We start from the raw sequence: 25,173 nt of genomic DNA on the forward strand, positions 1-25,173 counted from the left end.
AACCGGCGCTCGGAAGTTGTCGAGGCGGCCGGGAAGCTGGCGGTACTCGAGCGGACCCGACGGTTGCCCGGTACTTTGTTGAATACGTTGCGGTGTCACGGGTTTCGCGGTTTACGCAGTCCGATTATGCGGCGACCGATGTCGAGGAGCTGGCGGTGCAGCGTGTCCTGGTCGACCTCGCTCGGCGCGCCGGATGCGGCACCGGCCAGGCCGGTCAGCACCGCGGTAGCCGCGATAACACCCGCTGGCCCCGAGGTGGGTTCTGCCAGGAGCGCGACCGGGCGGTCGATGACATCGCGCCAGTCCGGTTGCTCGCGTACCACGCGAATGACGCTGGGGTCGGTGGTTACGACGGCGGCGATCGATCGGCTGGCGGCGACGAGTTCGGCGTAGCCGTTCAGCATTGATTCCGCGCGGGCGCGCGTGGTGCGTTGTCGTTCGGCGGTCTCGATCACCGACCGAAGCTGTTGCAGCAGTGGGTGCAGTACGGCGAGGAGCAGTTGTTCGCGGGTGCGGAAGTGGTAGTAGATCGCGGCCTTGGTGAAGCCGAGCTCATCGGCGATCATCTGCAGCGAGGTGCCGGCATAGCTGTGCCGGATGAACAGTGCCACCGCGACGTCGAGAAGGCGCTGCCGACTGTCGATTTCGCGTGCGACATCAGCTGCCTCGGTTGCGGTGGTCATACCTTTCCTTTCCGGTGAGTTCATCGTCGTGCATACGACTGTACTTGACGATCGGCAAGGCCTGTACTTTACGACCAGCAAGGATTTTGCTTTACGAGTGGCTAGCAATACACTTTACGAACGACTAGCATTCTCCGGTGTCGGCGGCCTGTTGGTCGCGGTGGTCGATAGGACGGGAGCTACAGATGCCGCATTTCGCGAAGCCCGCGGAGGGGTCGTGGACGGAGCACTATCCGGAGCTCGGCACCGGACCGGTGTCGTTCGAGGACTCGATCTCGCCGGAGCACTACGAGCTCGAGCGCACGGCGATCTTCGCGCGGACCTGGCTGAATGTCGGTCGGGTCGAACAGCTTCCACGCATAGGTAGCTACTTCACCAAAGAGCTTGCGGTGGTGAACACGTCGCTGATCATCGTCAAGGACAGCGACCAGCAAATCCGCGCTTTGCACAATGTCTGTCGCCATCGGGGCAACAAGCTGGTCTGGGACGATTATCCGGGTCAGGAGACCGCCGGTACCTGCCGACAGTTCACCTGTAAGTACCACGCCTGGCGCTACAGCCTGGAAGGCGAGGCCACCTTCGTGCAGCAGGAGCGGGAGTTCTTCGACTTCGACAAGAGCCGATTCGGGCTGAAGTCGGTGCGCTGCGAAGTGTGGGAGGGATTCATCTTCGTCAACCTCGACGACGATGCCGCGCCGCTGACCGACTATCTCGGCAAGTTCGCCGCGGGGCTGGCGGGCTACCCGTTCGGGGAGATGACCGAGGTGTACAAGTACCGGGCCGAGGTCGGCAGCAACTGGAAGCTCTATATCGACGCCTTCGCCGAGTTCTACCACGCGCCCATCCTGCATGCGAAGCAGTACGTGGCCGGTGAGTCACAGAAGCTGTCGGACTTCGGTTTCGAAGCGCTGCACTACGAACTGGACGGACCGCACGGCATGGTGTCGTCCTGGGGCGGCATGGCCCCGCCGAAGGACCTGAATATGGTCAAGCCGATCGAAAGGGCCTTGCGCAGCGGCAATTTCGGCGCCTGGGACCGCCCGGACATCCCGGCGCTGGACAATCTGCCACCCGGCCTCAACCCCGCCCGGCACCGGTCATGGGGCCTGGACTCCTACGTCTTCTTCCCGAATTTCATGATCGTCGTGTGGGCACCCGGCTGGTACCTGACGTATCACTACTGGCCGACCGCCTACAACCGGCACATCTTCGAGGGCACCCTCTATTTCGCCCCGGCGTGCAACGCCACCGACCGGTTGCGTCAGGAACTGGCCGCCCTCACGTTCAAGGAATTCGGCCTGCAGGACTGCAATACTCTGGAGGCCACTCAGACCATGCTCGAATCACGGGCGGTCACCGAGTTCCCGCTCAATGACCAGGAGATCCTGCTGCGGCATCTGCACAAGCAGGCCGCCGACTATGTGACCGGGTACCGGCGTGACTGACCGAGCGGAGTCGCGACGCTCGGCCTCCGTCGATGCAAAGGCCGGTAGTACCGGTGGGTGTCAGCAGTGCCATGCACCAGTCGCCGCAGAAGAACAACACACACCGATCGCTCGGCCGCCCTGGGAAACAGTCGATCGAACGGAATCACTCTCTGCTACATCTCACGCGGGCGCCGAACCCGGCTACCGCTGCCGGACCGGTGACGTCCGCCGCGGGCTGGCGAAAGATCGAGGTCAGAGAATGCGACTCAAGAATTGCTGCAAACGTGGATGACTCGGCGCCGAGAAGAATGCGTTCGGCGAGTTCTGCTCGACGATCTCCCCGTCGCTCATGAAGACGACGCGGTCCGCGGCGGCCTGCGCGAAGCCCATCTCGTGGCTGACCACCACCATGGTCATACCTTCCTCGCGAAGCCGGATCATCACCTCGAGCACCTCCTTGACCATCTCGGGGTCGAGCGCGGAGGTCGGTTCGTCGAACAGCATGACCTGGGGCTTCATGGCCAGGGCACGAGCGATGGCAACGCGTTGTTGCTGGCCGCCGGACAACTGCGACGGATAGTTGTCGCCCTTGTCCGCGAGCCCGACCATGGCGAGTAGTTCCTGAGCTTCGTCGGCAGCCTGGGCCTTGGACGTGCCGCGGACGTGCCGGGGTCCGGCCGCGACGTTCTCGCGTGCCGTCATCATAGGGAACAGGTTGAAGCTCTGGAACACCATTCCGGTGTTGTGCCGTTGCCGCGCGATCTCCGTCTGCGATGCTGGGCGGAGCTCACCGCCGCTCGCTGTGTAACCCATCGTCTCGCCGCACACCGAAATCGTGCCGGAGTCGACCGTCTCGAGGCAGTTGAGAGTTCTCAGCAGGGTGCTTTTTCCACTCCCCGAAGGTCCGAGTAGGAGTACCACCTCACCCTTGTGCACCGTGAGATCGACATTCTTCAGTACTTGTAGGTCGCCGAACGACTTCCAGACGTTGCGCACGTCGATCATGGCTGTCCGGTCGATCACACTATTTGTCATCGGTTCACCGCTTCCGTCAGCTCGGCTGCCTGGCCGACGCCAGCTCCTTGTGTGGCCTTGCGCCGGTAGTTGCGGTCGTATCCGCGTCCGAACTTCTTTTCCAGCGCCCGTTGGATCAATCCCCACAGAGTGGTGAGGGCCAGGTAATAGATCGCCGCCGCGACGAGCCCTTCCAGGACCCGGAAGTTGAGTTGCACAGCGAACTGCGTTTCACGCAGCAACTCTTGAACCGAGATCACCGAGAGCAGAGTCGTCGTCTTGAGCAGTGCGTTGAAACTATTGCCCAGTGACGGGATCATGACCCGCAGCGCCTGCGGCAGGACGACGACGCGAAATACCTTGAGCGGGGACATCCCGAGTGCGCGAGCCGCTTCGGTTTGACCTGTGGGGACGGCCATCAGTCCGGAGCGCACGATCTCGGAGAGATAGGCGGCTTCGTTCAGCACCAAGCCGAGTATCGCGGCTTCGATTACCCCCAGCTTGATGCCGATTTGCGGCAGCCCGGTATAGATGATCACGAGCTGGACCAATAGCGGCGTTCCCCGCATGAGCCAGACGTAGAACCCGGTGATGCCTCGCAAGACGATGAACCGCGACGAGCGCGCCGCTGCGACGATCACTGCGAGAACCAGTCCGAGCGCCATGCTCACCACCGTCATCCATACGGTGACCCACGCCCCCTTCAGCAATTGCGTGCTGGTGAGCATGGAGAAGAATGCGTCCCAAGACCACATGTGTAAGCCCTTCAGATGGGTTTCAGCTCGAGAGTGGCCCGGTGCTGACCGCAATCGGGCCCGCGTACGCCGTCACCCCATACTTGGTGAACAAGGTTGCCAGATAGCCGTCTTCACGCATCGCGTTGACGACGCGTGCGACCTCTCCGGAGGCCTTGCTGTTCTTCCCGAACCCGAGTGCCAGTGGGGCCCGGTTGATGCCTTTGACCGCGGTCTCGAACCGTCCGCCGGTCTGATAGTAGGAAGTCACGGATTCGACGATCGAGACTCCATCGACCTGTCCGGCCGAAAGCGCCTGGTAGGCGTCGGCGTTGGTGCGAAAGGTCTGCACCGTCAACGTCGGCTTGCCCTGAGCGGCGAGATTCTTCGCGAGGGCGGTGAATGTGTCGAACTCGTAACCAGGAGCTTCCACTCCGACGGTTTTACCGGCCAGATCGTCGACCGAGGAGATGTGCTCGGGGTTTCCCGAGGGGACCGAGACGGACACCGCCTGGACCTCGTAGGGCACCAGGTCGATCGTCTCGGCGCGTTTCTCGGTGTAGAACATGCCGGTGTCGATCATGTCCCAGCGCCGGCTCTGCACGCCGGGTATCTGCGCTTCGAACTCGGTGTTGACGAAATGTGCTGCGAGGCAGAGCCGTTTGGCGACTTCCTTGCCCAGGTCTATGCGCATTCCGGCGAGGTTGCCCGACTGGTCCACGTATTGCATGGGCGGGAGTGTCGCGTTGGTGACGATGGTGAGTGCGCCCTCGGCGGTGAGATCGGCTGAGCCGAGGGTCGGGGTGCAATTCGTGGGCGCGGCTTGCTCGCTCGACGAGCTGCACGCGGCGCCGAACACGAGGATGGCCGCTGCGGCCGTGAGACCGACGATCTTGCGCATGGGGGAGACCTTTCAGTCACTCATGCAGTGCTCCGAAAAAGGTCTGGATGCACCGAATGGGATTCGATGGGATCGATTGCATGGATGCTAAGTGGCCGATTCCGCGAGGGTCAACCTGCTTTACGTCTCCTAAACCGACGTAACGGATTGTTAACCGGGAGCCAGAGAATTCGAGCTCTGAGCATGGGGCGCGTCATAGCGGGCGCACGAGTCGCGTTCGATGAGTCGGGCGCCGACCCGGTAGGTCCTGCCGAGGACCGACTCGCCGCGATCCTGCGAGTTCATCTGTTGCAGAACCAGGTTCATCGCCATCTCGGCCAGTTGCTGCGCGCCGTTGTCGATCACCGTGACCGCCGGCCGCCACATGGCCAGCCAAGGCATGTCCTCGTGGCATACGAGCGACAAGTCGTCCGGGAGTGCGACGCCCGCATGCACCAACGTCGGCAGCACTCCGAACACGGCCTCGTGGTTCGCGGCGTACAGGGCGGTGATCCGATCCGAACCGTCGAGCAGGGATTTCGCCGCCTGCGCGCCGAAGTCCGTGGTGAATGGACCTTTCCGCACCAATGTGGGGTCTACTTCGAGTCCGGCGTCTTCGAGGGCCTGGCGGTACCCGGCGAACCGTTCGCGTCCCGACGTTGCCGTCGGATAGCCGCCGAGATAGCCGATCTGCCGATGCCCCAGCCGCAGCAAGTGCCGGGTCGCGTCGTAGGCGCCGTTGTAGTCGTCGGCGAGCACGGCGGGGGCCTCGCAGTCGTCTACCGAGCGGATCAGGTTGACCACGGCGCAGTGCTGTCGCATCAGCGCGTTGGTGGCCCCGGGGTTGGTTCCCGTGCCGATGATGATGGCGCCGTCGACACCGTGTTCTGCCAGCATGGCGAGCACGTCTGCCTCGCGTCCGCTGTCGGCGTCGGTGATGCACAGGATGACCTGCAATCCGGCTTCCGCGGCCCGCTTGTGCACCACCTCGGCAACGGTGTGAAACGAGGCGTTGACCAGGTTGTTCATCACCAGCCCGAGTAGATGCGAGCGTCGGGATCGGAGTGTGCTCGCGGCACGATTCGGGCGATACTGCAGGCGCCGCGCGGCTTCCTCCACGGCGGTGCGGGTCTGGGGCGAGATCAACGTGGAGCCGCTGAGCGCGCGGGAAGCCGTGCTGCGGGAGACTCCGGCAGCTCTTGCGACGTCGAGCAGGGTAACGGTCATGAATCCTCGGTTGTAGATGCTCGGGCAGAGTGCGGATCGCTCCGTCATCGGTCGTATGGCGCTCGGGTCGCCTCGGGGAGATGGTGCCGCCTTCGCGTTAAGAGATTGTTTCCGGCTTGACTACGTCCGCTCCAGCTCGGCAAGGTTTGGGATCGATCCCATCGTATGTGCTACTTGCTCCTCGCGAGAGGTTTCCATGAATCGAAATGATGTTGCGTGGTCCGGTTACTGGCCCGCGGCTCCCACGCCGTTCACAGTGACCGGTGCGCTCGACGGTGCTGCGTTGGCGTCGCTGGTGGAGTTGTATGCCCGGCACCGTGTGAACGGGGTCTTGATCAACGGCAGTACCGGAGAATGGTTCAGCCAAACCCTCGATGAGCGTCGCGAGGTCGCTCGGATTGCTGTCGAGACGGTCGCCGGACGCTTCCCCGTGGTGATCGGCGTGACCGCCTACACGCCGGACGAGTCGATTGCGCTCGCTCGGCACGCCGAACAGATCGGAGCGGACGGAGCATTGGCCACGCCGCCTCCGTACGTGCATCCCTCCCCGGACGAGATCGTGGCGTTCTACCGGGCGGTTTCCTCGGCGACGAGCCTTCCGTTCATGGTGTACAACTGGCCACGCGGTGTCGCGGTCGATATGGGGGCCACTCCCGGGTTGTTTCACCGGCTGGCAGAACTGGACCGAGTGGTGGCGATCAAGGACAGTACGGGGAACTGGCTCGGCATGCTCGACACGGTCGAACAGCTCTCGCCCGAAGTCCGCGTGTTCGGCAGCTTCTTGCACCGACGTGGCCTGGCGGTACTCCAGAACATCGGTGGGGACGGCAACATCGATGGCGGTGGTATCGGCGCCCCGTTCGCGGTCCCGTACTACCAGGCGGCGTTCGCGGGGGATCGCGGCGCGGCGTCGATGTGGGCGGACAAGTACCAATTGTTGTCGGGCAAGCTGATTCGCCCGGACTACAGCGGAGTCTTCGCGTCACCCATCCCCCAGTTGAAGGCCGTCATGTCGATTCTCGGCCAGCCCGGCGGGCACGTTCGCGCTCCGCTGCTGCCTTTCAGCGGCGATTTTGCCGCGCTCGAACGCGTCGTCGCCGAGTCCGGGATCGCGGAGGCGGCGCAGGGCGCGGGGGCACTCGATGTCTAGAACGTCTGACGTGGTCGTGATCGGGGCGGGGATAGTCGGAGCAGTGACCGCGCTGCGCCTTGCACGTGCCGGCCGACGCGTCACAATTCTCGATCGATCCGCGCCCAATACCCAGGGTTCCGCCGCAACGGCCGGCAACCTCCACATCCAGACGATCCATACCCGCAGACCCGGCCAGGACGTGCCTGTCGATGTGCGCAAGCTCGTGCCTTTCCAGCGGAAAGCGAGCCAGCTGTGGGACGAGCTGGCAGCGGACGTCGGTCCAGATCTGGGTTTGGTGCGATGCGGCGGATTCATGGTCGCCGAAACCGATGAACAGGTAGCCGCATTGCGGGAGAAGCACGCGTGGGAGATCGAGGCGGGTATCGCCTCTGAGGTCCTCGACGGTGACACGGTACGCCGAGAATTGCCGCTCCTGGGGGAGACCGTGCAGGCGGCGACTTGGTGCGGACTGGACGGGTACGCCGAACCACACCTGGCAGCGCCCGCCGTGTTGTCGCAGGCAGTCGCCGCCGGTGCCGAACTGCGTCCGTATACCCGAGTGACGGGTATCGAGGGCTGCGCAGGCACGTGGCTGGTCCGTTCCGGATCCGAAGCCTGGCGCGCGTCGAAGGTTGTCAACGCGGCGGGGCCGTGGATGGCGGAGATTGCCCGCCTGGCCGGCGCTGAGCTGAACTTGCGCCCGGCAGTGCTGCAAATGCACGCGATGTCCGCAGCGCCCGGAACACTTCCATACCTGGTACAGCATGTCGCGGAAGGCATTTCGGTAAAGCAGGATCGAACCGACCGCATCGTCATCGGCGGTGGGTGGCCAGGTGGGCCCTTCGACCCGGAAATGTCGGCTCCGGTGAACGCCGCGAGCATCGCGGGCAACCTGGCGCAGGTGTCGCGACTGTTGCCCGAGCTCGCCGATCACGCGATCGGGGCTGCGTGGACCGGCCCCGTGATCACGACACCGGACGAGATGCCGATTGTCGGCGAATTGGACTCCGCACCGGGGATGTTCGTCGCGGGCGGCACGTACTCCTTCACATTCGCACCGGTATGGGCCGAGGTCGTCACATCGCTGGTGTGCGGGGAAGAGTTCGCGCTCGACGTCACAGACTTCGGACCGCGCCGACTCGCCGCCGTTTCCCGCGCCGACCTACGCCAAGGAGAATCGCTATGACCACCGTCCGCATGTTCGTCAACGGACAGGCGCTGTCCGGAGGCAGCCTCAACGACGCGCTCGAGGGTGCCCGATTGATCGGCGAGGCGAAGACAGCTCCGCGCTACCGTTTCTACACGGTCCGCGATGAGTTCCCAGGTCTACACCCCGTTGCGTCCGGCGGGGTCGCGGTACCCGGTGAGGTGTACGAGGTGTCGTACGAGGTGCTGCGCGAGAAACTACTTCCGCGGGAGCCTTCGGAGTTGGAGTTGACCGTTATCGAACTCGAAGACGGTTCCGGCTCGTTCTCGATGAAGATGCGCGATGAGTCGGTGAGCCTACCGGGAGTATCGGACATCAGCGACCGCGGCGGCTGGATCGCGTACCTCGAGGCGATCGCATGAACGCGTCGTCGGTGATTCGTGGCGGCACAGTTGTCGAGGCGTCGTGGAGTGGTCCCGCGGACGTACTGATTCGAAACGGGAAGATCGCGGCTCTCCTGGAACCCGGTGCCGTCGTGGCGGATCCGACTGTCCAGACCATCGACGCCGTCGGCAAGCTCGTGCTGCCGGGTGGGGTTGATCCGCACTGTCACGTGGGTTTCACCTCCGGTGAGTTCACGTCGCTGGACTCCTACGCGGAATGCACGACGGCAGCTGTCTGCGGTGGCACCACTACGATCGTCGACTTCGCGATTCCCCGCCCCGGCCAGCGCCCGCTCGATGCGGCCATTGCACAGCGGGCGAAGGCGGTTGAAGGTCTGTGCGACTCCGCGCTGCACGGGTGCGTCGTCGAGTGGGACGACACCACTGCGGATCAGCTGAAGACCATGGCGGACAACGGCATCAGAACGGTCAAGATGTTCACCACCTACGCGGGCGAGAGCATGGCCGACGCGCACACCATCCTGCGCACGATGCAGACCACTCGGGATCTCGGTGGCATGGTGATCATCCACTGCGAGTCCGATGCCATCGTCGTCGACGCACAGACCAGAGCCGCGGGCGCCGCAGGAATCGACGCCGCGCACATGGCGTGCACACGGCCGGAGATTGCGGAGGCAGCCGCGGTTGCGGAGATTCTGGCGATTGCCGAGTCCCAGCATGCGCCGGTCTATTTCGTGCATCAGTCGACCGCGGAGGCGGTGGAACTGGTGGCCGACGCCCGCAAGCGTGGCTTGGTCGCATTCACGGAATCGGTGACGCACCATCTTGTCCTCGATGACCGTGCCTACACCGGCGAGGAGCCCGAAAGGTTCGTCTGCTGCCCGCCGTTGCGGTCTGCTGAGGCAGTCGAGGCGCTCGGCGAGCATCTGTTCACCGGTCACATCACTACGATCGGATCCGATCACTGCTGTTATGACCTGGGCCAGAAGCAGTCACATCGCCACGACGTACGAGCCATGCCGAACGGCCTTCCGGGCGTTGAAACGCGGCTACCGGTGATCTTCTCCCGGTACGTGAACGACCGTGGCCTGTCCGCCAGCCGGTTCGTGCAACTGAGCGCCACGAATCCGGCGCGAACAAACGGCCTGTACCCGCGAAAAGGATCGCTCATGCCCGGGGCCGATGCGGATATCGCGATCTGGGACCCACAAACCCGATGGACAGTCGGTGTCGACCAACTACATATGGCGACGGACTACACGCCTTACGAGGGCATGGAATTGAAGGGTCGACCGACCACCGTGCTCGTCGGCGGGCACGTGGTCGTCGACCACGGAGAGCTCGTCGACGCCACTCCCCGAGGCCGACATATCGAGGCGAACCCGCTCGACTTCCGTGAGATGGCGATCGGCTGCATTCCGATGGCCTGACGCTGTCGGCCCGAATGACGGTGGTGGAGCGCGGAGTCTCGAGGGCATACGCCGTCGACGGTCGCGGCACGTCGCACCCCCGCCTGAAGTACGGCATCTGCACAAACAGGTCAACACCGATTTCGTGGCGAAGTACTTTGCAAACGTTGCGACTGCCGGGCGGAGTTACGAAGCGGATTGCCGGACCAACCGGTCTCGCAGCGCGGTGAGCGTTGCGGGAGAAAGACCGGCCCGGGTTCGCAGGTAGTTCTCGATACTCCCGTGTCGATCGCGCAGTGTGGTGAGCATGGTGTACATCGCCGTCCGTGGCGCGCCGAATACCGCGCGGTAGCGGGCGGGGTCCACATCTTCGGGCAGGCGGGCCAGTAGGCGGGGCAGGTGCCGGTCGGTGAAGTGGATGGCGCTGAGTTCGTAGTCGTCGAGGATCGTCGCTTCGTCGACGCCGAGTGCCGCCAGCAGTAATGCGACGGTGACACCGGTGCGGTCCTTGCCCGCGGTGCAATGGATCAGTGCCGGGGTACCATCCGCATCGGCGAGGCCGGTCAATATCCGGCCGAATACATCGGCGTCGAAATCGGCCATCCGGCGGTACATTTCGGCGAGGAAGTCGTCGGGAATGTCGGCGGGCCGGGTGCGGATCATCTCGGCATTGGCCCGGGTGTGGGCGGCGGTGCCGCCGATGGTGAGTGGTATCCGACGCACAGTGGCGGGGAGGGCCGAGGGGGACCGGTCGCGTTCCTCGTCGGTGCGCAGATCGTAGGCGACCAGCAGGCCGAGGCGCTCGACGACGGCGAGATCGGCGGTGCTGAGCCGATGCGGAGCGTCGGACCGAAAGACCATCCCCCAGCGCGTGCGTCCACCGTCGACGGTCGGGTAGCCGCCGAGATCGCGGAAGTTCGTCGCTCCGTGTAGGGCGAGGACACGCTCGGGCATTGCGCCGACTCCTCATAGTGAGAATACTCTTCTTGTGAGTGAGAATAGCCTTGCAGGCCCCGAGGTGGATGTGGTGGGGCGCATCGCAGCGCGGGCTCTCGCCAAACGGGAGGCAGCCTATGCCGATGAGGTGCGCCGGCTGCTGGATGCCGCGCTGGCCGTCATCCGCGCCAGCGGAACCGCGTCGCGACCGCGCGTCGCCGACATCGTCGCGGCCGCCGGTCTGTCCAATGATGCCTTCTACCGGCACTTCCCGTCGAAGGACGCACTCATTTCCGCCCTCATCGAGGACGGAGCCGAGCGCGTGGTGGCTTATGCCGCCCGGCGAATGCGCACGGCCGATACACCACAGGACCAGGTCCGCCGCTGGGTCGAGGCGGTGCTGTTCCAGGCCACCGGGAGCACGGCGATGCTGACCAGGGCGGTGCTGTGGAACGGGGGTGGGTCGGCCCCGGATATCGATGCCGGATCGCCGACACCGAGCGATCGGCTCGCCACCCTGCTGCACGGCGCCTTCGCCGAATTGGGCAGTCAGGACCCGGAATTCGATGCCGCGCTGGTCGCACACGCGACGGTGGGCAGTCTGACCGATTACCTCTGGCGCCGGGTGGACCCGACCGCCGCCGATATCGACCGCACGACCGCGTTCTGCCTGCGCGCGATCACCCCGATCAACTCTGCAGATAGCGCAGCGGAGCGTAATTGGCCCAACCGGAATCCGGCCAGTTGAACCAGCCCGCCGATGCCGAGGTGCCGCCGTCGGGGTGCAGGGTGGTGCCGGTGAGGTAGGCCGACAGGGCCGAGGCGAGGAAGACCACGCAGTTCGAGACATCGGTGACCTGTCCGGGGCGGCCGAGGGGGATCGCGACCCGAGCCCCGACCGGATCGGTCATGGCACCGTCGCCGTGGGAGAACCTGGCGAGGTTGGGGGTCGGCACGAAGTCCGGGGCCACATTGTTGACCCGGATCCGGTCCGGTGCGAGTTCGACGGCGAGGGTGCGGCCGAACTGTTCCACGGCCGCCTTCGCGGCGGCGTAGACGGCGAAACCCGGTGCGGCACGGTGCGCTTCGATGGTGGTGATATTGACGATGCTGCCGCCGCGCCCACCGGCCCGCATCCGCGGCACTGCCAGAGCACACGCATGGAATACATGCACCAGATTGGTGCGCAGCAGTGCGTCCCAGCCCTTGGGGGTGGTGTCGGTGAACGGCGCACGGAAGGTGCCGCCGACGACATTGACGAGGGTGTCGAGCCGACCCCAGCGCTCGTCGACGGCGGCGAACAGTGCTGCCAGCGTATCGGGATCTCGGGCGTCACCGACCTGCACCAGACCGTCGCGCTCATCCTCGGCCATGGTGCGCCGCAAGGCCTCGGCGGCTTCGGTGTCGAGGTCGAGCACCGCGGTGCGGACACCGTTGGCCGCCAGATCGTGCACGATCGCCTGCCCGAGACCGCCTGCGCCACCGGTGATCACAGCCACTGTGCCGTCGAGGGCGCCGCGCTGTTCGAACCAGTCCGTCACTTGTCAACGACCCCGCTCGACCTTGTTGAACGGCACGTCGCGGTCGGCGGTGTGCTCGCGGGGCATGCCGAGTACGCGTTCGCTGATGATGTTGCGGGCCATTTCGGTGCTGCCGCCCGCGAGGCTCCAGGCGTTGCGGAACAGGTAGTCGATGCCGAGTTGGCCGATGCCGGGACCGTCCGGGTCGCCGGTCACCGCCGCCGCGCCCGCTATGGTGACCGCGGAATCGGTTTGCAGCCAGGCATTCTCGGCGCTGAACAGGCGGACGATGGACCCGGCCGCCGGCGAGAGGGCGCCGGTGCCGATGGCGTGCGAGATATGCGCGATGAGCTGGTTGCGGACCACGATCATGGCCCTGGCCGCCCCGATATCCTCACGCACTCGCGGATCGTCGAGCCGACCGGTCGCGCGGGCCAGGTCGACCAGCGCGGTGGCCTCCGTCCCGAGATGGGGGCGCTGGCCGCTGGTGTAGGGCGAGGTGCCGCCCATCGCGGCCCGTTCGTGTACCAGCAGCCGCGACGCGGCCGCCCAGCCACCGCCGACCTCGCCGATCACGGTGTCGGCGGGCAGCCGGACATCGTCGAAGAACTCCTGGCAGAACTCGGTCGATCCGGTGACCTGTTTGATCCGCTGGATGGTCACGCCCGGAGCGCCGACCGGGACGAGGAATAGGGTGAGCCCGTTGTGCTTGGGCACATCCCAGTCGGTGCGGGCCAGGCACAGTCCGTAGTCGGCGGCGTAGGCGCCCGAACTCCAGATCTTGGAGCCGTTGAGGATCCACTCCGCACCGTCGCGATCGGCGCGGGTGGTCAGTCCGGCCAGATCGGAGCCGCCGCGCGGTTCGGACAGGAATTGGGCCAGGATCTCCTCGCCACGCAGCACCGCGGGCAGATGTGTGCGCTTCTGCTCCTCGGTGCCCAGGTCGAGCAGGGTGGCCGCGCAGATCGCGAGGGTCGGCACATTCAGCACCAGCGGCATCTCGTAACCGAGCGCCTCTTCGGTGAAGGCTTGCTGGTGGGCCGGTGTGAGCCCTTGGCCGCCATAGGCTTTCGGGAAGCAGATACCGGCGAAGCCGCCATCGGAGAGTGTGCGCTGCAACTCGCGCGCACGATCCCACACCTCCTCGCTGTCCACACCGGTGTAGGTCTGCGTGGTGGGCGGGAGGTTCTCCTTCAACCAGCGTCGGGCGCGGTCGCGGAAGCTGTCGACTGGTTCGAGATCGGTGGTCATGCGGCACTCCGGACGAGTAGGTCGGTGATGCGGCGGTGGTGCTCCTCCGGCGTGCCGTACAGGGCCCGACCGTAGGTGACGCGCCGCAGAAACAGGTGCAGGTCGTGTTCCCAGGTGACGCCGATGCCGCCGTGGATCTGGACGCAGTCCTGGACGATCACCGGGGCCTTCGTCCCGACATAGGACTTGGCGACACTGACGAATTCGGCTGCCGTGGACGGGTTTTCGTCGACGGCCGCGGCCGCGGCACGGGCGGTCGCGTGGCAGGCCTCCAACCAGGTCTTGTTATCGGCCATGCGGTGTTTGAGGGCCTGATAGGAGGCCAGCGGGCGGCCGAAGGTGTAGCGATCGAACATCCAGGCCACGGTGGCGTCGAAGGCGCGCTGCGCGGCGCCGACCGATTCCGCCGCGGTGAGCGCCGCGGCGATATGCAGTTGCGATTGTGTTGCCGCGGCGGCGGATTCGCCCTGCTGGACCACCGCCTCGGCGCCGACGAAGACATTCGCGAATTCGACCCTCGCGGTACGGCGAACCAGGTCGAGCGTCCATGTCGGCGTGACCGTCACGCCTGGGGTATCGGCGCGCACCAGGAGCTGGATCGGGCCGTCCGGGCCGTGTGCGGTGACGAGGAACAGGTCGGCGCGGTCACCGGCTTCGACCCGGTCCTTCGATCCGGTCAGCCGATAGCCGGTGCCGTCGGGTTCGGCGCGGGTGTCCGGGGCGGTGAGATCCAAACCGTGGCCGGGCTCGTAGAGCGCCCATGCGGCGACGCTGTCGCCGGCGACGATCTCGGCGATCACGCCGGCGAACCGATCGCCGGCGGCCGCGAGTCCGGCGAGTACCGCGCTGGTGGGGATCAGCGGGCCGGGCGCGCAGGTGCGCCCGAACTCCGCGGCCACCAGCGTGAGTTCGGTCAGCGGCTGGCCGGAAATCGAGCCGCCGCCGAGTCTTTCGGGCACCAGCATCGCCGTCCAGCCCAATTCCGCACCCCGTCGCCACCATTGGTTATCGAAACCCGTTGCGGCATCGCCGAGTTCGCGGACGGTCTCGATCGGGACGGTGCGGTCGAGGAATTCGCGGGTCGTCGTCTGGAACAACCGCTGCTCGGCGGTCGGCTCGATACTCATGTTCTCGGTCCTCCGAATCAACCGCTGAGCACCTGCTCACCGGGCTGAGACGCGCTGTTGGGAACCGCGCGCCGCCGTCTCCTATTTGACGGTCTCCCATACCGATGTGAGAATCGGATTCATCAGTTAATGAGAGTAGCATTCTCGCGTGCCGGTCGGTAGGTCCGTGGCGAGCGCGCGGTGCCGAAGGGAGCCATCAGTGGTGAACGACTTCGAGGAGATCGATTTCTTTCTCGGCCGGGAGCTCATAGCGGATCCGTATCCGTACTTCGACGCCATGCGCGCGCAGTGCCCGGTGGCGCGCGAGAACCACCACGGCGTGTACATGGTGACCGGGTACGACGAGGCGCTCGAGGTGCTGAACGACACCGAGCACTTCTCCTCGTGCACCTCGGTGACCGGTCCGTTCCCCGGCTTCCCGGTCCCGCTGGAGGGCGATATCGACGCGCTGATCGCCGAGCACCGCGACAAATTGCCGTTCAGCGATCAGCTGCCCACCCTGGACCCGCCGGTGCACACCCAGCATCGCGGATTGCTGATGCGTCTGATCACCCCGAAGCGCCTCAAGGAGAACGAGGACGCGATGTGGTCGCTCGCCGACCGGATGCTCGACGACTACCTCGCACCCGGACGCGGTGACTTCATCCGCGACTTCGCCGGTCCGTTCACCTTGTACGTCATCGCCGATCTGCTCGGTGTGCCCACGGCCGACCAGGCGGAATTCCTCCAGGCATTGCAGCGCGACCCGCACCGGGAAGGCGCCACCCTCGGCAGTACCGAGGGGGAATCCATGCACCACAACCCCATCGAATTCCTCTACGGCAGGTTCGCCGACTACATCGAGGACCGCCGGCGTGAGCCGCGCGGTGATGTGCTCGGCAGCATGGCGACCACGATGTTCCCCGACGGCTCCGAGCCCACGGTGCTCGATGTCGTTCGGGTGGCCACGAATCTGTTCTCGGCCGGTCAGGAGACGACGGTTCGACTGCTCAGCTCCGCGCTGAAACTGCTCGCCGAACAGCCCGAACTGCAACGGTGGCTGCGCGAGGACCGTTCGCGCATACCCAATTTCATCGAGGAGGTGCTGCGCATGGAGAGTCCGGTCAAGGGTGACTTCCGCTTGTCGCGGGTGCCGGTCAGCGTCGGCGGGGTGGACCTGCCCGCCGGTAGCACCTTGATGGTGGTGAACAGCGGCGCCAACCGGGATCCGCGTCGCTTCGAGGACCCGTCGACCTTCGATCCCGAGCGCTCGAATTCCCGCACTCACATCGCCTTCGGCCGCGGCATCCACACCTGCCCGGGTGCGCCGCTGGCCAGGGCCGAGGCGCGCGTGGCCATCGAGCGGCTGCTGGACCGCACGACCGATATCCGCATCGACGAAGCGGTACACGGCACCGCCGACGCGCGCGAGTACGAGTATGTGCCGACCTTCGTCCTGCGCGGTTTGACCGCGCTGCATCTGGAATTCGATATCCCGGAGGGTGGTACCCGATGAAGGTCTCGGTCGATTCCGACCGCTGTCGCGGACACGGTGTGTGCCTGTCGTTGTGCCCGGAGGTGTTCACCCTCAACGACGACGGCTACGCCGAGGTGCTGACCCCTGAGGTTCCGGCCGATTCCGCCGGTGCCGTGCTGGTGGCCGTGTCGGCCTGTCCGGAGCATGCCATCACCGCGAGTTGACCGGCGCCATCCAGTCAGCCGACCGGCATCTTGTTCGAGGAAGAGCGTTAATCCATGGCCGACAGTCATATTGCCGAATCAGGTGACCCGGTGGCGGGCGCCGCCGCACCGATGACGCCCGGCTGGCATGCCGGTCGAGCACCGGATCGCCCGGCGATCGTGCTGGCGGCCAGCGGCGAGGTGGTGACCTATGCCCAATTGGAGCAGCGGTCGATCCGGTTCGCCAGGGCGCTGCGTGCGCGCGGGCTGGCCGTCGGCGATCACATCGCGATTCTCATGGAGAACAATCGCCCGTTTCTCGAGATCGCGTGGGCGGCGCAGCGCTGCGGTCTGTACTACACCGCGATCAACCGGCATCTGAAACCCGGTGAGGTGCAGTACATCCTGGACGACTGCGGTGCCACCGCACTGGTGACCAGCGAGTCCATGGCCGAGGTGGTGGCCGATCTCGACCTCTCCGCCATCCCGGTGCGGATCGCGGCGGTGGGGAAGCTGGTCGGTTTCGAGCGATACGACGATGTGCTGGCGGCGGCCTCGCCGCGGCCGCTCGGCGCCGACGAATGCGAGGGGCGCGAGATGCTGTACTCCTCGGGAACTACCGGGCGGCCGAAGGGGGTTCGCAAACCGCTGCCCGCAGTCCCGCTCGGTGACCCGGCGTCGGCGCCGGTGCAGATCGCGCGGGGTCTGCTGGTGAGCGGCGCCAGTGACGCTGCGGTGTATCTGTCGCCCGCGCCGCTGTATCACGGTGCGCCGCTGGTGTTCTCGATGTCATGGCACCGAATCGGCGCCACCGTGATCGTGATGGAACGCTTCGACCCCCGGCACTGTCTGGAGCTGATCGAGCGTCATCGGGTCACGCACGCGCAGCTGGTGCCGACGATGTTCGTGCGCCTGCTCCGGTTGCCGAAGGCCGAACGAGAAAGCTACGACATCTCCAGTCTGGTCGATGTGGTCCATTCGGCGGCGCCGTGCCCGGTGCCGGTGAAGCGGCAGATGATGCAGTGGTGGGGACCGATCATCGGTGAGTACTACTCCGGGACAGAGGATGTCGGGAACACCTACATCGGTGCCGAGGAGTGGCTGGCACATCCGGGCTCGGTGGGTAGACCGGCGCAGGAATGCCACATTGTCGGCGCGGATGGCGCGGAGTTGCCGCCGGGCCAGGTCGGCGTGGTGTATTTCGGTGGAGGACGGCCGTTCGAATACCACCACGACGCCGCGAAGACGGCGTCGGTGACCCACGCGAAGGGCTGGCGCACGCTCGGCGATATGGGCTACCTCGACGCCGACGGCTATCTGTATCTGACCGATCGGCAAGCCCACATGATCATTTCCGGTGGGGTGAATATCTACCCGCAGGAGGCCGAGAACGTCCTCGCGGCACATGCCGCGGTTGCCGACGCCGCGGTGCTCGGGGTACCGGACGAGGAAATGGGCGAGGCGGTGAAAGCCGTTGTCCAGTTGGTCGATCCAGCCGCCGCCGGTGCCGATCTCGCGGCCGAGCTGATCGCCTGCTGCCGTGCGGAACTCGCCGCCTACAAATGCCCGCGCACGGTCGACTTCGTCACCGAGTTGCCGCGTGATCCCAGCGGCAAACTCTACAAACGCCAACTGCGTGCCCAGTATTGGGAAGGCCACGACACGTTGGTCAGCTGAGTGGCCTACCGCGTGGGCGAGGGCGCGGGGCGCGGCCAGCTCCGCCCGTACAGCCGCTCGATATCACTATTGAAACGCCCCAGGTAGTGCGCGAATTCGGCGCGCTCCGCGGCGGTCCAATCCCGCGTTACCGCTGCCAGTACGTCGACGATGACCGCGCGCTCCCGATCGAGGCGCTGGCCGCCCGCCGCGGTGACGCGAAACTTGCGCGCGATGCCGCCCTCGGGGTCGGGAATGCGTTCGACGAATCCGGTGCGCAGCAGTGCGGCGGTTTGCCGATGCAGCGTTGACACATCCAATGCCAGTGCGTCGCTGAGCTGCCGCAGCGACATGGGTCCCTGGATGCGCAGCCGGCTCAGCAGCAGATATGAGCTGCGCTCCAGCGGGTCGTCGGTGCGCCGGTGCTGCGGGCTCAGCCGGTAGTGGCCGAGTAGCAAGGTCTCGAACTCGATCAGTTGTATGCGCTTATCCATGCCTTCCTTCCTCGGAGATGTGCATCACACATGCTGCGTGTATTGCTCACGTTTAATGCATGATACACATATAGTGTACGATACACGCTGATAGTTGTGAGTCCGAGGGAGATTTGCGTGGACAAGCCTGATTCCGCCGTTCGGCCGGGCGCCATCTTGGCGGTGCTGGCCTATACCGGCATCGTCGCGTCGCTGATGCAGACGCTCGTGGTGCCCTTGCTCGGCGAATTGCCACAGATACTGAATTCCTCGGCGACCAATACGTCCTGGGTGGTTACGGTCACCCTGCTCGTGGGTGCGGTCGCCACCCCGGTCGCCGGTCGCCTCGGCGATATGTTCGGCAAGCGCCGAATGGTGATCGCCTCGACCGTGCCGCTCATCCTCGGCTCGGTCGTCTGCGCCATGGCGGGTTCGCTGCTGCCGATGCTCATCGGCAGGGGCCTGCAGGGCCTCGGCTTCGGCACCATCCCGCTGGCCGTCGCGCTCCTGCGGGATGTGTTGCCGCCGGAGCGGCTCGGCTCGGCCATCGCGCTGATCAGCTCCTCGCTCGGCATCGGCGGCGCGCTCGGGCTGCCGTTGGCGGCGGCGGTCACCGAGTACAGCAACTGGCGGGTGCTGTTCTGGGCGGCGGCGGCGCTGGTCGCGATCGCCACCGCGCTGATCACGCTGATCGTTCCGGAGGGTATTGCCGAAGGTCCATCCGGTCGCTTCGACGGGTTGGGTGCGGTACTGCTCGGCGGTGGCCTGGTATCGCTGCTGCTCGCCGTGTCCAAGGGGGCGGCATGGGGTTGGACGAGCGGCAGCATCCTCGGCCTGTTCATCGCGGCGGTAGCGCTGCTGCTGGTCTGGGGTTGGTGGGAGCTGCGGACCGTCGAGCCGCTGGTCGACCTGCGGGTCACCGCGCGACCGCAGGTGCTCGTCACCAATATCGCGACGGTCGCCATCGGCGTCGGTATGTACGCGCTGCAGCTGAGTGTGCCGCAGTTGATGCAGCTGCCGTCCTCGCTCGGCTACGGTCTCGGCCAGTCGATGATGGCGATGGGCCTGTGGATGGCCCCCGCCGGAATCATGATGATGCTGATCTCCCCGGTCGGCGCCAAGCTGTCGGCATTACGCGGCCCGAAGTTCACCCTTGTCATCGGCGCCGTCGTCATGGCCATCGGCTATGGATCCGCGCAGGTCCTGATGGGCAGCACCTGGGGCCTGCTCATCGTGAATATCATCTGCAGCTCCGGTGTCGGCTTCGCCTACGGCGCCATGCCCGCCCTGATCATGGGCGCGGTTCCGCAGTCGGAGACCGCCGCCGCCAATGGCTTCAACACCCTGATGCGCTCGATCGGCACCTCGATCTCCGCCGCCGTGGTCGGCGCGGTGCTCGCGCAGTTGACGGTTACGGTCGGTAGTCACAGCATCCCCACCGAGGACGGCTTCCGCATCGCATTCTTGATCGGCTGTGGCGTATCGGTGCTGGCGGCATTGATCGCCATGGCCATTCCGGTCCGGCGTGCGATCGTCGTCCACCCGGCCGAGCAGGCCGAAGCGGAGGTGCCCGCGCGGGTCTGAGACCGCGACGGCGGATAGCGCTCGTCCGCGCAGCGTGGCGCGGTGGGAACGGCGCCCCGAACCTGCTCAGGTAGTAGGTTCGGGGCGCCGGCGCGGATCTGGTCGCAGCCTCAGTGCCGGTTGCCGATCGCCTCGTCGAGCAGGCCGAGATCGGTGCCCAGTTCGGCGGCGATCGACCGGACCGCCGCGACATCCTTGCCGACGAATTCGCCGACCGATGCGCTGAATTCAGCCACCGAACCTCGGCCCGCGACACCGGTCAGCGCGCGACTGGCGGCGCTGCCGTGCGGTAGTGCGGCCAGCAGGGTGGCCTCCGCGACACCGAGCTGTTTCCCGAGATCGACTGCCGCGGTGAGTATTCCGAGCTGTGCCGCGAATACGGCATTGTTGACCAACTTGACCCGCTGGCCCGCACCGAGCGGACCGACGTGCAGAATCGGGTCGCCGTAGGCGGCCAGCGCGGGCCGGACCCGGTCCAGGGTCTGCGCCGGCCCGCCGACGAAGAGGGTGAGCCGTCCGGCCGCGATATCGGGTGGGCCGCCGCTGACCGGGGCGTCGAGCACCTGAATGCCGTGTGAGGCAATGGCTTCGGCGGCAATGGCCGCGGTCGTGTCCGGACTGCCGGTGGTGTGCAGGACGAGCGTCGACCCGGATGGCATGGCGGCCAGCAGTGGTGTGCCGAGACAGACCGCCCGAACCTGTTCATCGGTGAAGACGCACACGACGACCAGATCGGCGCTGCACCCGACGGCCGCGGGGGCGGATACCGCCTGCGCGCCGATTTCGGTGAGGGCCCTGCGTGCTTCGAGCGACCGGCCGAGCGCGCACACCTCATGTCCGGACCGGACCAGCCGCTCCACCATGGGACGCCCCATCCGCCCGGCGCCGAGGAATCCGATGCGCATCAGCGCGGATGATCGATCATCGCGAGGGTGGCGTCCGCGGCGTCGAGCACGATGCCGGGCTCGGCGTCCGCGGCGGCGGCCAGGTCCGCGATCAGTCCGACGTCCTTGCGCAGCAGTGCACCGGCGTGCGCGGCGAGCCGGTCCAGGGTGCCGCCCCCGGCCACGATCCGACCGAGGGCGAAGCTGTCGGCGGTGCCGTGGGAGATCACCTCACCGAGGCGGGTGGGATCGATGCCGATTGCCGTACCGAGTGCGAGAGTGCTTGCCGCAGTGGCGAGATTCGCGGTGAACAGCAGATTGTTGAGCAGTTTGGTGGTCTGTCCGGCGCCGAGCGGGCCCAGATGTACGACGGGATCGGCGTAGGTCTCGAAGACCGGGCGACAGCGTTCGACGACATCGGCCGAGCCGCCGACCATCACCAGCAACCGGCCGTCGGCGGCCGCCGCACCGCCACCGCTGACCGGCGCGTCGACGATCGAAACTCCCTGTGCCACCGCGATATCGGCGAGATCGCGGCAGGTGTCGGGGTGTACCGTGCTGTGCACGGCCAGGATCGTGCCCGCCGACATACCCGCCAGCACGCCATCGGTACCGGTCACGACCTCGCGGACGTCGGCGTCGCCGACGACGCAGAGGCAGACGAGATCGCTCGCGGCGGCCAATTCGGCCGGTGACGCGGCGAGCTTCGCCGCCGTATCGGCGAACGGCTCGAGTGAGGCGGGCCGCCGCGCCCACAGCGTCGTCTCGTAGCCGGAGTCGACGATCCGACGCGCCATCGGCCCACCCTGGCTGCCCAGTCCGATGAATCCGACCCGCATCACATTTCGCTTTCCACGCTGAAACCTATTGTCATGCTGATACTTTCGCTTCGGGCCGCCAGCATGCGGCGAGCAGGCCCGCGGTGGCGACCAGGCCGACCCCGAGGGCGATGCCGCCACCGGCCCACCCGGTTATCTCGATATCGGCGGCGTGATCGATGGACAGCCACCCGGGACCGAGCAGTGCCAGTGCCAGCGAAACGACCGCGAGCACGAGCACATACTCGTAACCCTCCTTGAATACGAAGAATCCGTTGGTGCGGTGGGCGAGCAGACCCGCGACCGCCATCACCGAGATGATCGCCGCACATGCCAGCGGAGTGAGCAGCCCGACGATCAACAGCACGCCCGCACCGATTTCGGTGACGACGCTCAGCCAGGCGTGTAGGACACCGCCGCGCAGTCCGAGGCCGCTGAACCAGCGCGCGGTGCCCGCGATCTTGCCGCCGCCCACCCAGTGATTGACCCCGTGGGCGATCATGGTGCCGCCCACGACGAGTCGTACGAGTGCGATGGCCACGTCGACGACGTCCATCAGTTGTCCTCCTGATTCGCTGCCGCGGTAGCGCCGTTGAATTGTATTGACGGTCCGGTGAATTCGCCGATCGCACGGGCAACGGCGGTCTCCTCGACGAAGGCGAGCAGCCCGAGGTGGTAGGCGGCGGCGGTATGTCCGATGCTCAGGTTGTGGCCGCTGTTGGGCTGGATATTGAGCACGACCCGGGGTGCGGCGGTGAACCGGGCGGCGACCTCGGCAAGGGCCGCCGGGTCGTTGCGCCAGACGCGTTCGTGGTCGCCGACGGTGAACCGCACCGGAATCCGCACTTCGGCGGCGAGGGTGGGGAAGGTGACCTGTGGCCAGTCCTCGACCGAATTCCCTTCGTAGCGTGGGCCATAGGAGCCGATCCGCGCACCGCCGACCAATTCGGGCGGGTACAGACCGGCCGGATACCACAGCAGGTCGGTGACCCCGCCCGGCACGCCGTCGCGGCGGATGCGCCGCCGCCCGTGCGGGTCCGGTCCCCACAGGATGTCGTAGGCCTCCTGCTGATGTTCCAGCCCGGTCCCGGCCAATTCGAGGCCGAGCAACTCGCGGCCGCGCTCGTCGGCCGCCATCCGCAGCGCCAGTTCACTGCCCGCGGAATGCGCCAGCAGGAAGGTGCCCGCGCCGCGGGGCCGCGACCCGAGATGCTGCTCGGCCGCCGCGTACATCACATCGACGCGGCGATGTGGATCGGCGAGTTCGTCCGCGTGCGTGCCCGAGCTGCCGTATCCGGGCCGGTCCAGGGCCAGCACGGTGTATCCGGCCGCGGCGGCCAGCCGCAGCAGGGACAGTCTCGGGTGGCCGGGGCAGTCGAAATATACCGAGGTGGTGGCTCCGCCGTGCACGGCGAGCACGACCGCCCGCGGCGTCGGCGTCTCGGCCAGCAGCCCGGACATCGGGATGCCGTCGACCTCGGTGACCACCGGAATCGGGTCGTCTCCGGTCAGCAGGGAGAAATCGGATTCGGTGATCGTCATGAATCACTCCGCAGCAGCAGCGCGCCACCCGGGGTGAGCCCGCCGCTCGACACCACACCGACGCGCGCGCCCGCCACCTGTCGCGCGCCGGCCGCACCGCGCAACTGCAGTATTGCCTCGTGCAGCAGTCCCATGCCGTGGGTGCGGCCGTGCGAGAGCTGGCCACCGTGGGTATTGAGCGGCAGCAGGCCGTCGCGGGCGATGTTCTTGCCGCCGTCGAGGAAGTCCTTGGCCTCGCCGATACCGCAGAAGCCGAGGGCCTCGAGCCAGGACACACAGTTGAAGGTGAACCCGTCGTACAGTTCGGCGACGTCGACATCGCTGGGGCGCAAGGTGGTTCGGGTCCACAGATGCGCGGCCGGGCCGAGCACCTGCGGTTCATGGGTGAGGGTGCTCTGATCCCATTCGATCCGCTCGATGATCTGGGTGCCGACCGCCTCCACCAACACGGGTGGTTCGGCAAGATCACGTGCCGCCTCCACGCTGGAGACGATCACCGCGATCGCGCCGTCGCAGGGCACATCGCAGTCGTAGAGCCCGAACGGCGTGGTGATCGTGCGCGCCTCGAGATAGTCCTGCATGGTCAGCGGATCTCGATAGATCGCGGTCGGCTCGAGTTCGGCATTGGCGCGCTGGTTCAGCGCGATCCAGCCGAGAGTTTCCCGAGTGGTGCCGTAGCGATGGAAGTGTCGTTGCGCGTTCTGCGCCAGGGTATGTGCCGCCGAGGTGGCGCCGAAGGGGGCCATCCAACCGGGTGTGCGCCCACCGGACGGCTGGATCCGGCCCGTGCGCATCAGATCGTTGAAGGTGGCTTCCCACACGGTGCGGAAACACAGCACATGCCGGGCCAGCCCGCCCGCGACCGCCAGCATGGCCGCGATGACCGACCCACCGGGGCCGAAGGTTTCGATCCCGCCGTTGTGCCACGTCGGCCGGATGCCGAGGGCCGCCTCCAGGGCGGTGACGCCGCCTTCGCTGAATCCGCCCAGATTACCGCCGCCGGGATAGGTCGACAGGCCGTCGATATCGGCCATCGCCAGTCCGGCGTCCGCGATCGCGCGTTCGCAGGCCTGGATGGTCAGCCGCAGCGGCGGAACCTGCAGCCGGCGCCCGATCGGCGACATGCCGATACCGGTGAGCGCGACCCGATCCTCGAATTTGTCCGACCGCACCATCGGCCGCACGTGCCGCCAAAATTCTTGTGGTGCAATAGCGTCCACCGGCAGCGGAGCCGGATCCGACTGTGTTTCGACGGGCCGGAACAGCGGCAGCCAGACATCGTCGTCCTGTTGGAAGACCACCTCGAGTCGCATGCCGAGGACCAGGTCGTCCGGCTCGCAGTCGATCACATTGGTGGTGAGCCGAACCCGCGGATCCTCCTCGAGCGCGACCTGCGCCACCACGTACGGCGCGGGCAGCCCCGGCACACCGAAACGATGGTTGACGGTGAAACCGGCGAGTGTGGCGAAGCCGGAGACGGCGCGCACCCCCATCTCGTGTCCACGGCAGTACCGGCACACCGGCTGCGGTGGATGGATCAGTGCCGCACAGGATTCACATTCCTGAATGCGCAGCGTGCCATCGCTCCCCGAAGTCCAGAAGAACTCGTTTTCGAGGGTGAGCAACGGCAGCGGACGTCCCGATGCTTCGCCCATATCGCCTCCTC

25 protein-coding genes are annotated in these 25,173 nt (G+C 66.3%); 10 read left to right on the forward strand and 15 right to left on the reverse strand.

The window, feature by feature from the left end; genetic code table 11:
- Positions 1 to 95: 95 nt before the first annotated feature.
- Positions 96 to 683, reverse strand: coding sequence for a helix-turn-helix domain-containing protein (locus tag AB0L58_RS16020; protein WP_364387100.1), 588 nt, complete (start codon positions 681 to 683; stop codon positions 96 to 98).
- A gap of 185 nt (positions 684 to 868) precedes the next feature.
- Here AB0L58_RS16020 and AB0L58_RS16025 point away from each other — a divergent pair, with 185 nt between their 5' ends.
- The gene (locus tag AB0L58_RS16025) at positions 869 to 2,128 is read left to right on the forward strand and encodes an aromatic ring-hydroxylating dioxygenase subunit alpha (RefSeq protein ID WP_364387102.1); all 1,260 of its coding nucleotides are present in this window, start codon (positions 869 to 871) and stop codon (positions 2,126 to 2,128) included.
- Positions 2,129 to 2,362: 234 nt separating this feature from the next.
- Here AB0L58_RS16025 and AB0L58_RS16030 read toward each other — a convergent pair whose 3' ends face one another.
- The 4 genes from AB0L58_RS16030 to AB0L58_RS16045 form a co-directional block, all read right to left on the reverse strand.
- Positions 2,363 to 3,145, reverse strand: coding sequence for an amino acid ABC transporter ATP-binding protein (locus tag AB0L58_RS16030; protein ID WP_364387104.1), 783 nt, complete (start codon positions 3,143 to 3,145; stop codon positions 2,363 to 2,365).
- Entirely contained in the window at positions 3,142 to 3,852 is a 711-nt protein-coding gene (locus AB0L58_RS16035; protein WP_364387106.1) for an amino acid ABC transporter permease, read from the reverse strand. Before AB0L58_RS16035 ends, AB0L58_RS16030 begins: the two co-directional genes overlap by 4 nt.
- Positions 3,853 to 3,901: 49 nt before the next feature.
- Positions 3,902 to 4,759 carry an ABC transporter substrate-binding protein gene (locus tag AB0L58_RS16040; protein ID WP_364387108.1) on the reverse strand — a complete coding sequence of 286 codons (858 nt, stop codon included), beginning with the start codon at positions 4,757 to 4,759 and terminating at the stop codon, positions 3,902 to 3,904.
- A gap of 150 nt (positions 4,760 to 4,909) precedes the next feature.
- Positions 4,910 to 6,013: a LacI family DNA-binding transcriptional regulator gene (locus AB0L58_RS16045; RefSeq protein ID WP_364387110.1), complete on the reverse strand. Its 1,104-nt coding sequence runs from the start codon at positions 6,011 to 6,013 to the stop codon at positions 4,910 to 4,912.
- A 148-nt stretch (positions 6,014 to 6,161) separates the two neighbouring features.
- Between AB0L58_RS16045 and AB0L58_RS16050 the strand changes: the two genes are divergently transcribed.
- The 4 genes from AB0L58_RS16050 to hydA are packed head-to-tail and all read left to right on the forward strand — an operon-like array spanning position 6,162 to position 10,078.
- Complete coding sequence (locus AB0L58_RS16050) at positions 6,162 to 7,115, forward strand: dihydrodipicolinate synthase family protein (protein WP_364387112.1); 954 nt, start codon at positions 6,162 to 6,164, stop codon at positions 7,113 to 7,115.
- Complete coding sequence (locus tag AB0L58_RS16055) at positions 7,108 to 8,283, forward strand: FAD-dependent oxidoreductase (protein WP_364387114.1); 1,176 nt, start codon at positions 7,108 to 7,110, stop codon at positions 8,281 to 8,283. Before AB0L58_RS16050 ends, AB0L58_RS16055 begins: the two co-directional genes overlap by 8 nt.
- Positions 8,280 to 8,666, forward strand: a complete 387-nt coding sequence (locus AB0L58_RS16060; RefSeq protein WP_364387116.1) for a gamma-glutamylcyclotransferase — start codon at positions 8,280 to 8,282, stop codon at positions 8,664 to 8,666. Before AB0L58_RS16055 ends, AB0L58_RS16060 begins: the two co-directional genes overlap by 4 nt.
- On the forward strand, positions 8,663 to 10,078 hold the full coding sequence (hydA, locus tag AB0L58_RS16065; RefSeq protein ID WP_364387118.1) for a dihydropyrimidinase: 1,416 nt from the start codon (positions 8,663 to 8,665) through the stop codon (positions 10,076 to 10,078). The genes AB0L58_RS16060 and hydA overlap by 4 nt, the downstream gene beginning before the upstream one ends.
- 165 nt (positions 10,079 to 10,243) lie before the next feature.
- Here hydA and AB0L58_RS16070 read toward each other — a convergent pair whose 3' ends face one another.
- Positions 10,244 to 11,011 (reverse strand): tyrosine-protein phosphatase, encoded by a 768-nt coding sequence (locus AB0L58_RS16070; RefSeq protein WP_364387120.1) that lies wholly within the window; start codon positions 11,009 to 11,011, stop codon positions 10,244 to 10,246.
- A 34-nt stretch (positions 11,012 to 11,045) separates the two neighbouring features.
- Between AB0L58_RS16070 and AB0L58_RS16075 the strand changes: the two genes are divergently transcribed.
- Positions 11,046 to 11,741, forward strand: coding sequence for a TetR/AcrR family transcriptional regulator (locus tag AB0L58_RS16075; RefSeq protein WP_364387122.1), 696 nt, complete (start codon positions 11,046 to 11,048; stop codon positions 11,739 to 11,741).
- Here the strand turns inward: AB0L58_RS16075 and AB0L58_RS16080 are convergent.
- Genes AB0L58_RS16080 through AB0L58_RS16090 form a run of 3 tightly spaced genes read right to left on the reverse strand, consistent with a single transcriptional unit; the run spans position 11,683 to position 14,891 of the window.
- Positions 11,683 to 12,534: an SDR family oxidoreductase gene (locus tag AB0L58_RS16080; protein WP_364387124.1), complete on the reverse strand. Its 852-nt coding sequence runs from the start codon at positions 12,532 to 12,534 to the stop codon at positions 11,683 to 11,685. The two genes, AB0L58_RS16075 and AB0L58_RS16080, sit on opposite strands and share 59 nt — an antisense overlap.
- A 3-nt stretch (positions 12,535 to 12,537) precedes the next feature.
- Positions 12,538 to 13,764, reverse strand: a complete 1,227-nt coding sequence (locus AB0L58_RS16085; RefSeq protein ID WP_364387126.1) for an acyl-CoA dehydrogenase family protein — start codon at positions 13,762 to 13,764, stop codon at positions 12,538 to 12,540.
- Positions 13,761 to 14,891 (reverse strand): acyl-CoA dehydrogenase family protein, encoded by a 1,131-nt coding sequence (locus AB0L58_RS16090; protein ID WP_364387128.1) that lies wholly within the window; start codon positions 14,889 to 14,891, stop codon positions 13,761 to 13,763. Before AB0L58_RS16090 ends, AB0L58_RS16085 begins: the two co-directional genes overlap by 4 nt.
- A gap of 199 nt (positions 14,892 to 15,090) precedes the next feature.
- Here AB0L58_RS16090 and AB0L58_RS16095 point away from each other — a divergent pair, with 199 nt between their 5' ends.
- From AB0L58_RS16095 to AB0L58_RS16105, 3 genes are all read left to right on the forward strand, one after another.
- Positions 15,091 to 16,386, forward strand: a complete 1,296-nt coding sequence (locus AB0L58_RS16095; RefSeq protein ID WP_364387130.1) for a cytochrome P450 — start codon at positions 15,091 to 15,093, stop codon at positions 16,384 to 16,386.
- A complete protein-coding gene (locus AB0L58_RS16100) occupies positions 16,383 to 16,571 on the forward strand; it encodes a ferredoxin (RefSeq protein ID WP_364387132.1) in 189 nt (62 codons plus the stop codon). The genes AB0L58_RS16095 and AB0L58_RS16100 overlap by 4 nt, the downstream gene beginning before the upstream one ends.
- 111 nt (positions 16,572 to 16,682) lie before the next feature.
- Positions 16,683 to 18,227: an AMP-binding protein gene (locus tag AB0L58_RS16105; protein ID WP_364387592.1), complete on the forward strand. Its 1,545-nt coding sequence runs from the start codon at positions 16,683 to 16,685 to the stop codon at positions 18,225 to 18,227.
- 5 nt (positions 18,228 to 18,232) lie between these two features.
- Here AB0L58_RS16105 and AB0L58_RS16110 read toward each other — a convergent pair whose 3' ends face one another.
- Positions 18,233 to 18,700: a MarR family transcriptional regulator gene (locus tag AB0L58_RS16110; RefSeq protein WP_364387134.1), complete on the reverse strand. Its 468-nt coding sequence runs from the start codon at positions 18,698 to 18,700 to the stop codon at positions 18,233 to 18,235.
- A gap of 117 nt (positions 18,701 to 18,817) precedes the next feature.
- On the opposite strand from AB0L58_RS16110, the gene AB0L58_RS16115 reads away from it, so the two are divergent.
- Positions 18,818 to 20,263, forward strand: a complete 1,446-nt coding sequence (locus AB0L58_RS16115) for an MFS transporter (protein WP_364387136.1) — start codon at positions 18,818 to 18,820, stop codon at positions 20,261 to 20,263.
- Positions 20,264 to 20,373: 110 nt separating this feature from the next.
- On the opposite strand, the gene AB0L58_RS16120 is transcribed toward AB0L58_RS16115, so the two are convergent.
- From AB0L58_RS16120 to AB0L58_RS16140, 5 genes are read right to left on the reverse strand one after another with little or no spacing between them, the layout of a single operon-like run.
- Complete coding sequence (locus tag AB0L58_RS16120) at positions 20,374 to 21,168, reverse strand: NAD(P)-dependent oxidoreductase (protein WP_364387138.1); 795 nt, start codon at positions 21,166 to 21,168, stop codon at positions 20,374 to 20,376.
- Positions 21,168 to 21,986 (reverse strand): NAD(P)-dependent oxidoreductase, encoded by an 819-nt coding sequence (locus tag AB0L58_RS16125; RefSeq protein WP_364387594.1) that lies wholly within the window; start codon positions 21,984 to 21,986, stop codon positions 21,168 to 21,170. Before AB0L58_RS16125 ends, AB0L58_RS16120 begins: the two co-directional genes overlap by 1 nt.
- Positions 21,987 to 22,017: 31 nt before the next feature.
- A complete protein-coding gene (locus AB0L58_RS16130) occupies positions 22,018 to 22,521 on the reverse strand; it encodes a DoxX family protein (protein WP_364387140.1) in 504 nt (167 codons plus the stop codon).
- Positions 22,521 to 23,507, reverse strand: a complete 987-nt coding sequence (locus tag AB0L58_RS16135; RefSeq protein ID WP_364387142.1) for an alpha/beta fold hydrolase — start codon at positions 23,505 to 23,507, stop codon at positions 22,521 to 22,523. Before AB0L58_RS16135 ends, AB0L58_RS16130 begins: the two co-directional genes overlap by 1 nt.
- Positions 23,504 to 25,162: an OB-fold domain-containing protein gene (locus AB0L58_RS16140; RefSeq protein ID WP_364387144.1), complete on the reverse strand. Its 1,659-nt coding sequence runs from the start codon at positions 25,160 to 25,162 to the stop codon at positions 23,504 to 23,506. The genes AB0L58_RS16135 and AB0L58_RS16140 overlap by 4 nt, the downstream gene beginning before the upstream one ends.
- Between the last annotated feature and the right edge of the window lie 11 nt (positions 25,163 to 25,173).

It is taken from the genome of Nocardia sp. NPDC052112, assembly GCF_040680135.1.
In the GTDB taxonomy this organism is placed as follows: domain Bacteria; phylum Actinomycetota; class Actinomycetes; order Mycobacteriales; family Mycobacteriaceae; genus Nocardia.